The following is a 9,088-nucleotide window of genomic DNA, read 5'->3' as shown; positions in this document are numbered from 1 at the left end:
TACGTCACTGGGTTTTGCGCTTAAGGTTTTCATGTGTCTCGCCTATAGGGCCCGTACCGAACAAAGAGCGCGAATACTACATAAGCGCCAAAGGTTTTTCAAGCGGAATGTTTGCTTTTCTGAATGAATAACAACAAACACCGTCAAGGACGGTGCTCCTGTCCAAGGTAGTCCTCAGACTGCATTTCCAGAAGGCGACTCTGAGTCCGCTCAAACTCAAAATCCAACCGGCCGCCAGTATACAGATTCTCTAGCGATACTGCAGCCGACAATACCAATTTAACGTTACGATCGTAAAATTCATCAATTAAGTTGATGAAGCGCCGCGCCTGATCGTCACGCCCAGCGCCCATTTGCGGCACATTACTAATGACTACAGCATGAAACACGCGAGCGAGCTCAATGTAGTCATACTGGCTGCGCGGGCCATCACAGAGCTCACTAAAGTCAAACCACGCCACGTCATCCGCCACATAGCGGGCGGTTATTTCGCGCCCCTCGATATCTAAGGCCTGGTCAGCTGACGCCGCTTCCGGCGCCAAACGCTGGAAGCTAGTCATCAAACTCTGCTCCGCGGCCTCGCCCAGAGGTTGATAATACAATTCAGCTTGTTCCAGTGCGCGCAGGCGGTAATCAATCCCACCATCCACGTTCACCACCTCGGCGCGCTGCTTTATAAGCGCAATGGCTGGCAAAAAGCGCGCTCGCTGCAAACCGTCCTTATACAGACCATCTGGAGTAATGTTCGACGTCGCCACTAAGACCACACCGCGCTCAAACAGTCGCTCAAACAAACCCGCTAAAATCATAGCGTCAGTGATATCTGACACAAAAAACTCGTCGAAACAAATAACCCGAGCCTCGTCCGCAATGCGGTCAGCCACAATAATTAGCGGATTTTTCTCGCCAGACAGGGATTTTAATTCTTTATGGACTCGCTGCATAAAGCGGTGAAAATGCGCGCGCAGCTTATTTTCAAAAGGCAGCGTATCGAAAAAAGTGTCCATCAAATAGGTTTTACCGCGCCCGACACCACCCCAAAAGTACAAACCCTTAATGGGTGCTAGCGGCGCTTTCCGCCCACTAAGCCGCATCTTAATCGCCGACAATAGCCCAGACGCACCCGGTGTTGGCTGGGCAACAAGTTCATCGTATAAACGCTGCAGGCACGTAACCGCGAATTCCTGCGCCGGATCGTAAGAAAAATCGGCTTGCTCCAGATCTCGGCGATAACGCTGTAATGGCGTAGCCATGGTGAGGTCCTCATTAAAGTCGGCGCAACTTTACCGGCCCAACCTAGAATTGGCAATTTTTTATCGGCGGGTACTGAACCGGACCGGCTGAGCAGTTATACTGCGCTGTACTTAGAGTGACAAACACGTCGACTCACTGGAGGAGCTTCTGTGCAAGACCTAAACACCCTGATCGCCGTCGCCATTATTTGCCTATTAAGCGGTGCCGCCATCGGCTACTTCGTTTTAGGCAGATTAAAGCCGGAGCAGCAAAACCGCGCAGCACTAGAAAAGCAGTTCGGTGAAATGCAGCAGCAACAACAGGAATATCAACATCAAGTTAGCACCCACTTTGACCGCACCGGCGAACTCCTCAATGAACTCGCCGAAAGCTACCGCAGCGTGCATAACCACATAGTGGAGGGCGCACAAAATTTGCACGCCTCTGGAATCAGTCCACTGCAAGCACTCCCAGAGGGCCGCCCAGTGCTAGAAAGCAAGCCCAGCAAAGCTGTGCCGTCGGCACCGCCGCTGGATTACGCTCCCCGCCAACCCGGAAAAAAAGGTGCCTTACACGAAGAGTTCGGTCTCGATGCTGAGAAGAAGCCCAAAGAACCTATCAATCCGCCGGTAGCTCCACACCTTTAAAGGCAAGCTAGGCAGGGTTGTCGATATCAATAAACTGGTGATGCAAATCAAATTGTGTCGCCAGTGCCGCCGCCAGGGCCTGCACTCCGTAGCGCTCGGTAGCATGATGCCCAGCACCGATATACGTAATACCGAGTTCCCGCGCCGCCAAAATAGTCGGCTCCGAAACCTCACCACTCAGATAGGCGTCCAAACCTAAAGCGGCGGCCTTATCAATATACGATTGCGCCCCACCCGTGCACCAACCTATACGCGCAATCGGGCGATTGTGACCGAGCTCCAATAACGGGCGCCGCCCCAAAACCTTGGCGACATGGTCCGCAAAATGCTGCGCCGCCTGCGGGGCTGACAAAATCCCGACATTGCCAACAGAGCGGGGGTTATTCGGCTCGAGACCGCCCTGCACTGTTATCCCCAACTTTTTAGCCAACTGAATATTATTCCCGAGCTCAGGGTGGGCATCTAAAGGCAGATGATAGGCAATCAAACTAATATCGTGCTTAAGCAACAAGGCCAGGCGGCGACGCTTCATACCCACTACACAGGGATCTTCACCCCGCCAAAAATAACCGTGATGCACAATGATTGCGTCCGCCTCAGCCTCGATAGCGGCTTCAATCAAGGCTTGCGACGCCGTCACTCCCGACACAATCCGCCGTACCTCGCTGCCCCCCGCCACTTGCAGACCATTAGGACAATAATCATTAAAACTCTGGGGCGACAAAAGACTATCTGCGGCCATCACAAGGGCCGTCAATGAAACGCTCATACAAGCTCCTAGAAATTCGAAATCAAGCTAAATCATGCTAGGCTAGCACGCCAGCGCGCTTACCCAGCCAAATATGGCTCACAAGCAATTTACGAGGATCAGCTTTTGAAACTGCCCAACCCCAAAAATCTGATCTGGCCAACACTCTGTGGGGTACTACTGGGGCTTTGTATACTCGCCTACCTCCCAGGTCAACGCGACCACGACTACGTTTACGCGGTTGAGCGCGCCGCACCAGCGGTCGCCAATATCTACACCACAAAGGTTGTGCAGCAGCGCCACCCACTTGCCAACGACCCATTATTCAAACATTTTTTTAGTCGCAACGGCAAAGCCAAGCAGCAGTTAGAACGCAGCCTAGGCTCAGGGGTTATCGTCAGCGACGCCGGTTACTTGCTCACCAATTACCACGTTATAAATGGCGCCGACGAAATCTTAGTCTTACTCCACGATGGTCGCCAAGCCCTCGCGAGCGTGATTGGCAGCGACGCCGACACCGATCTCGCCGTGCTTAAGATCGATCTCGACAACCTCACCAGCATTACCATTGGCGACCCCAGTAAAACTCGGGTCGGCAATATCGTGCTCGCCATCGGCAACCCCTATGGCTTTGGCCAAACTGTCACCCAAGGTATCGTCAGCGCAACCGGACGCTACGGCCTAGGACTGAGTCAATTTGAGAACTATATTCAAACCGACGCCGCGATTAACCCAGGCAACTCCGGCGGAGCGCTCATTGACACCAAAGGACGCTTGCTCGGCATCAATACCGCAATTTACACCCAAAGCGGCGGCTCTACCGGAATTGGCCTAGCCATCCCCACCGATCTCGCGCTGCGCACCATGAGCGATTTAATAAGCTATGGCCGCCCCCTGCGGGGCTGGCTCGGCATTGAAGTAAAACCAGTCGGCGTGGGCACTAACGGCGTGATTATTACTGGCCTAGCAACTAGCGGCCCAGCAGAAAAAGCCGGCTTAAAAATCGGGGATATTCTCACTGAAATTAACGGTGAACAAGTGGGCGACGGCCACGCCGGCATGAAGCTCATTACCTATACCCGCCCCGGCCAGCGGGTGCGGATTGGTTTTTTACGAGGCGATGAGCTCTTTACCATCGAGACCCAAGTGGCTGAACGACCAAACACCTAGCCTAGCAATATTAGCTGCTTAGCACTCTTTGCAAGGATGCAAACAGCACCGCACTTTCTTCCGGACGACCGACAGTAATCCGCAGGTATTGCTCAATACGCGGCTGCTTGAAATGGCGAACAATAACACCATCTTCACGCAAGCCTGCTGCAATCTCAGCAGCATCGCGACTACGGTGCCGACAGAATACAAAATTCGCCAGCGATGGCAGCACTTCAAAATCCAGCTCAGCGAGACGCCGCACAAGGCTTTCGCGTTCATCAATAACCGCTTGCTGGCACTGCTCAAAATAGTCTTGATCAGCAAAGGACGCCGCCGCACCGCATTGAGCCAGACGATCAAGAGGATAAGAGTTAAAACTGTTTTTAATCCGCTCTAAAGCCTCGATCAACTCCGGGTGCCCCACCGCAAAGCCGACACGCAAACCAGCCAAGGAGCGCGACTTAGACAAAGTCTGGGTGACCAACAGGTTGGGAAATCGGTCAACAAGGCTAATGGCGGATTCACCACCAAAATCCACATAGGCCTCATCAATCACCACCACAGTTTCGGTATTCACCACTAAAAGGCGCTCAATTTCGGCCAAGGGCAAAAAACATCCTGTCGGCGCATTGGGGTTAGGGAAAATAATCCCGCCCTTCATTCCGGTGTAATCATTCACCCGAATCTGAAATGACCCGTCTAGCGGAATGGCCTCATAAGGAATATCGTATAAACCGCAGTACACGGGGTAAAAACTGTAAGTAATATCGGGAAACAGCAAGGGCTTACCATGCTGAAACAGGCCGTGAAAAATATGCGCCAACACCTCATCCGAGCCATTACCCACAAATACTTGCGCGGTTTCGATACCGTGGTAGTCGGCAATTGCGGCTTTTAACTGGTCACTATTGGGATCGGGATAGCGGCGCAGATCGTCATTCAGTGCCGATTGCATTGCCGCCAAAGCCACTGGCGAAGGGCCGTAAGGGTTTTCGTTAGTATTGAGTTTGGTGAGCTTTTGCAGCTTGGGCTGCTCACCCGGCACATAGGGCACAAGGTCCTTAACAAAGGGGCTCCAAAACCGGCTCATTTTGACTCCTCGCTGGCGATTTGCGCCGGCAGAAAACGGTACTCTGCACTACGCGCGTGGGCGGTTAACGACTCGCCTCTGGCCAGCACCGACGCCACTTTAGCTAATGCAGAAGCGCCCTGCGCAGAACAACCAATAATAGATGAACGCTTTTGAAAATCGTATACGCCAAGCGGCGAAGAGAAGCGCGCCGTGCCAGAAGTGGGCAGAACGTGATTGGGGCCCGCGCAGTAATCACCTAAGGCTTCGGGCGTATAGCGCCCCATAAAAATAGCGCCCGCATGGCGAATTTTCGGCAAGTAATCTTGGGCATTATCAAAGGATAACTCCAAGTGTTCAGGCGCAATACGATTACTCAGCGCAATGGCCTCATCTAGATCTTTCACCAAGATTAAAGCCCCGCGTGCAGAAAGAGACTGGCGAATAATTTCGGCCCGCTCCGACTCCGGCAATAATTTCGCAATACTGGCGGCAACCGCATCCAAAAACGCCGCATCGGGACTGAGCAAGATAGATTGTGCGTCTTCGTCATGCTCCGCCTGGGAAAAGAGATCCATGGCAATCCAATCTGGATCGGTTTTGCCATCACAGATCACCAGTATTTCCGAGGGACCAGCAATCATGTCCAGCCCCACGCTACCGAACACCTGACGCTTGGCAGTAGCGACATAGATATTGCCGGGGCCAACAATCTTGTCGACCTTAGGAATGGTCTCGGTGCCGTAGGCCAAAGCGCCCACTGCTTGCGCGCCACCAATGGTAAAGACGCGATCAACGCCGGCAATCGCCGCTGCAGCCAAAACCATGTCATTGACAAAACCCTTGGGTGTGGGCGACACCATAATCAACTCATCCACCCCCGCGACCTTGGCAGGAATAGCATTCATTAACACTGACGAAGGGTACGTCGCCTTCCCGCCCGGCACATAGAGACCAACTCGCTCGAGCGGGGTAATTTGCTGGCCCAGCACGGTGCCATCAGCCTCAGTATAAGACCAAGACGCTTGATGCTGGTGCTGGTGGTAGCTGCGAATTCGCTCGGCAGCCTGCTCTAGCGCCTCGCGAACATCGCGAGGAATAGACTGCAAAGCAGCCTGCATACGCGCTTGGGGAATCTCTAGGTCGCCCCCGACTAGCGCATCCACACCGTCAAACTGTTTGGTATAGGCGATAAGCGCGGCGTCGCCGTCGCTGCGAATGGCGGCCAACACCTCCGCCACTGTATTGGAAACAGTAGGGTTTGTGGTTGCCTCCCAATTTAGCAAAGTCGTCAGTGCGTCATCAAAGCCCGCCTCTGCCGCGTTCATGCGCCGAATGATTTCCGCCATTACACAGACTCCAATGCAGCTTGGCGAGCCTCCACAGCGGCCGTCAATTTTCCAATAATATCTTGAATGCTCTGGTGCTTGCGCTTCATCGCCGCCTTATTAACCACCAAACGCGAACTGACATCGGCAATCATATCCCGAGGCTCCATGCCGTTGGCGCGCAGGGTATTACCAGTATCGACAATATCGACAATCAAATCGGCCAAATTCATCAGCGGCGCCAATTCCATCGCGCCATAGAGCTTAATCAGCTCTACCTGAATACCCCGCTCGGCAAAGTGGCGGCGGGCAACATTAACAAATTTGGTGGCAACGCGAACGCGGCCTTGCGGCAGTGCCTCACCAACCCGGCCTGCGGTCATTAGCCGACAGCGGGCAATATTCAAATCTAGCGGCTCGTACATATCCGCTGCGCCCAGCTCGAGCAGCATGTCTTTACCGGCCACACCAATATCAGCCGAACCCAGCTTTACGTAGGTCGGAACGTCTGTGCCGCGAATCACTATTAGTTGTATATGGGCGTGATTGGTTTCAAAAATCAGCTTGCGACTGCTGCTAATATCCTCAAGCGGCACAATGCCGGCTTCGGCTAGCAGGGGCAGGGTTTCTTTAAGAATTCGCCCTTTAGTAAGAGCGATAGTAACCGGCTGATCCACAGGTAAACTCCAGGAACGGGTAAGTTCTAGTTGGCTACTCGGCGAATATCGGCGCCGAGGGCGAGGAATTTTTCCTCAATACATTCATAGCCACGATCAATATGATAAATGCGGTCAACCAAGGTTTCACCGTCGGCAACCAAGCCAGCAATAACTAAACTCGCCGAAGCGCGCAGGTCACTGGCCATCACTGGCGCGCCTTTGAGACGGTTAATACCTTTAATCATCGCGGTATTACCTTCAATGGTGATTTTGGCGCCCATGCGATTCATTTCGTGGGTTTGAATTAAACGATTTTCAAATATCGTCTCGGTAACATGGGAAACCCCGTCAGCCACCGTATTCATCGCAGTGAACTGGGCCTGCATATCGGTTGGGAATCCCGGATACGGCATGGTCTTAATATTGACCGCCTTGGGCTGACGGCCTTCCATATCAAGACTAATCCAATCAGCACCGCTTTCAATTTTAGCGCCGGCCTCTTCCAGCTTAACTAACACTGCCTCGAGGGTCTCTGGACCAATATCCCGCAGCTTAATCGATCCGCGACTGGCAGCCGCTGCAACTAAATAGGTTCCCGCTTCAATTCGATCTGGCATCACTGAATAGGTGCAGCCATTCAGGCGCTCAACGCCGTCGATGGTAATTGTCGCCGTGCCGTGGCCACTAATTTTGGCACCCATGGCGATAAGGCAATTCGCCAAATCGACAATCTCAGGTTCCCGCGCAGCGTTTTCCAGCACGGTACGACCTTTAGCCAGCGCCGCCGCCATCATGACATTTTCGGTGCCGCCGACAGTCACCATATCAAACAAGACATGAGCACCCTTCAAGCCACCCTCAGGCGCCCGCGCGGTGATATAGCCTTCATCGATATCGATGATAGCGCCCATGGCTTCAAAGCCCCGCAAATGCTGGTCTACTGGGCGGCTCCCAATAGCGCAACCACCGGGAAACGACACCTTGGCATGACCGAAATGCGCTAGCAAAGGCCCCAGCACCAGTATCGATGCCCGCATGGTTTTCACTAGTTCATAAGGCGCTGTTGTTTCGGTGGTAGTAGCGCCATTAATTTCAACGCCGAGCCGCTCGTCGACAACCAGCTCGGTACCCATGCTACGCAACAGCGCTATCATCGTCGTCACGTCATGCAGATGCGGAAGATTGCGGATTAAAACCGGCTCGCTGGACAGCAAGGTAGCGGCAAGAATCGGCAGCGCCGCATTTTTAGAACCGGACACGCGAATCTCTCCGGCCAAAGGGCCACAGCCGCGTATAAGCAACTTATCCATGAAATCTCCTGGAAAGTCCCGTCAGCCTCAGGCTTGGGCTTCCTCGGGGGTAATAGCTTTAATATTAATGGCGTGCAGCGAGCCGTCGCGAATCCAGTCGTTGACCGCAGCATATACCATCTGCTGGCGCTTAACCGCACGCAAACCTGCAAATGCAGCACTCACAACTCGGACATCGTAATGACTGCCATCACCGCTGACAGTCACTTCACTCGCGGGGAAATGCTCCGAAAGGCGCTGTTCAATAAGATCTGTTTGCATGACAATCCTGCCTGTATTCATCACTAGCGATATCAAGCGCGGAATTGTACGCAATTGCAGTCAACATGGCGAGGCGAATACCTGCAAAGCGCATTCATCCCCGCCATTAAGCAGTGAACCTTATCTGGCCGCCTGCTCTTCCATCACAGCCTGAGGGGCAACAGTCCAGTTGGCGATGACTTTATCGATATCGCCGTTATACTGCTTAACCGCCGCATTAAACTGATTTTGGTAAATACGGCCCAAGTTTAAACCTTCGATTACCACGTTGCGCAGCTTCCAAGTTCCATCGGAGTCTTGGCGGAGGGTATACATTACCTGGTAGGGCTTGGCGCGCTCTCCGTAGATATTTTGACGAACACCAACGCTGCCGGATAAATCAACACCATCCGCTAACGGTAGCACCTCTATGCGATTGCCGTTAAAACCGAGCAATCCCTTGGCGTAAGTATTAATCAAACCGTCTTTGAAACTTTCGGTAAAGCGTATTACCCGTTCGCGAAATTTCGCGCGTTCAGCATCGGTCTTCAGACTCTGATAATAGCCGCGACTGCCGTATTTCCCCATAATGCCCCGGGCAAAGCTCTGAAAGTCGACCACTTCATCCATAATCCGGCGCACTTCACCAGTAAAACGCTCTGGGTCTTTGTCGACATAGCTGCGCGCACCCTCAATCACTTT

10 protein-coding genes are annotated in these 9,088 nt (G+C 53.1%); 2 read left to right on the top strand and 8 right to left on the bottom strand.

The genetic code is table 11. The features are described from left to right. Nucleotides 1-143 precede the first annotated feature (143 nt). On the bottom strand, nucleotides 144-1,253 hold the full coding sequence (gene zapE / locus ABYT30_RS11435) for a cell division protein ZapE (protein ID WP_373096557.1): 1,110 nt from the start codon (nucleotides 1,251-1,253) through the stop codon (nucleotides 144-146). Between the two features lie 150 nt (nucleotides 1,254-1,403). On the opposite strand from zapE, the gene ABYT30_RS11430 reads away from it, so the two are divergent. Continuing rightward, nucleotides 1,404-1,880 carry a YhcB family protein gene (locus tag ABYT30_RS11430; protein WP_373096556.1) on the top strand — a complete coding sequence of 159 codons (477 nt, stop codon included), beginning with the start codon at nucleotides 1,404-1,406 and terminating at the stop codon, nucleotides 1,878-1,880. A gap of 7 nt (nucleotides 1,881-1,887) precedes the next feature. On the opposite strand, the gene ABYT30_RS11425 is transcribed toward ABYT30_RS11430, so the two are convergent. Then, the gene (locus ABYT30_RS11425) at nucleotides 1,888-2,649 is read right to left on the bottom strand and encodes a Nif3-like dinuclear metal center hexameric protein (RefSeq protein ID WP_373096554.1); all 762 of its coding nucleotides are present in this window, start codon (nucleotides 2,647-2,649) and stop codon (nucleotides 1,888-1,890) included. 105 nt (nucleotides 2,650-2,754) lie between these two features. Between ABYT30_RS11425 and ABYT30_RS11420 the strand changes: the two genes are divergently transcribed. After that, nucleotides 2,755-3,798: a trypsin-like peptidase domain-containing protein gene (locus ABYT30_RS11420; RefSeq protein WP_373081805.1), complete on the top strand. Its 1,044-nt coding sequence runs from the start codon at nucleotides 2,755-2,757 to the stop codon at nucleotides 3,796-3,798. A gap of 10 nt (nucleotides 3,799-3,808) precedes the next feature. Here ABYT30_RS11420 and hisC read toward each other — a convergent pair whose 3' ends face one another. From hisC to ABYT30_RS11390, 6 genes are all read right to left on the bottom strand, one after another. Beyond that, nucleotides 3,809-4,870: a histidinol-phosphate transaminase gene (gene hisC, locus ABYT30_RS11415; protein WP_373096552.1), complete on the bottom strand. Its 1,062-nt coding sequence runs from the start codon at nucleotides 4,868-4,870 to the stop codon at nucleotides 3,809-3,811. After that, the gene (hisD, locus tag ABYT30_RS11410) at nucleotides 4,867-6,198 is read right to left on the bottom strand and encodes a histidinol dehydrogenase (protein ID WP_373096550.1); all 1,332 of its coding nucleotides are present in this window, start codon (nucleotides 6,196-6,198) and stop codon (nucleotides 4,867-4,869) included. Before hisD ends, hisC begins: the two co-directional genes overlap by 4 nt. Further along, entirely contained in the window at nucleotides 6,198-6,854 is a 657-nt protein-coding gene (gene hisG, locus ABYT30_RS11405; protein WP_373081799.1) for an ATP phosphoribosyltransferase, read from the bottom strand. Before hisG ends, hisD begins: the two co-directional genes overlap by 1 nt. Before the next feature lie 26 nt (nucleotides 6,855-6,880). Beyond that, the gene (gene murA / locus ABYT30_RS11400) at nucleotides 6,881-8,146 is read right to left on the bottom strand and encodes a UDP-N-acetylglucosamine 1-carboxyvinyltransferase (RefSeq protein ID WP_373081797.1); all 1,266 of its coding nucleotides are present in this window, start codon (nucleotides 8,144-8,146) and stop codon (nucleotides 6,881-6,883) included. 27 nt (nucleotides 8,147-8,173) lie between these two features. Further along, nucleotides 8,174-8,407: a BolA family protein gene (locus ABYT30_RS11395; protein WP_373081795.1), complete on the bottom strand. Its 234-nt coding sequence runs from the start codon at nucleotides 8,405-8,407 to the stop codon at nucleotides 8,174-8,176. A gap of 120 nt (nucleotides 8,408-8,527) precedes the next feature. Then, the coding region (locus tag ABYT30_RS11390; RefSeq protein WP_373096548.1) for a phospholipid-binding protein MlaC at nucleotides 8,528-9,088 on the bottom strand (561 nt) is incomplete at its 5' end.

Source organism: Zhongshania sp. (assembly GCF_041623545.1).
Taxonomy (GTDB): domain Bacteria; phylum Pseudomonadota; class Gammaproteobacteria; order Pseudomonadales; family Spongiibacteraceae; genus Spongiibacter.
Note: the sequence above shows the minus strand (reverse complement) of the source record. Positions and strands in the feature narration are given on the sequence as shown.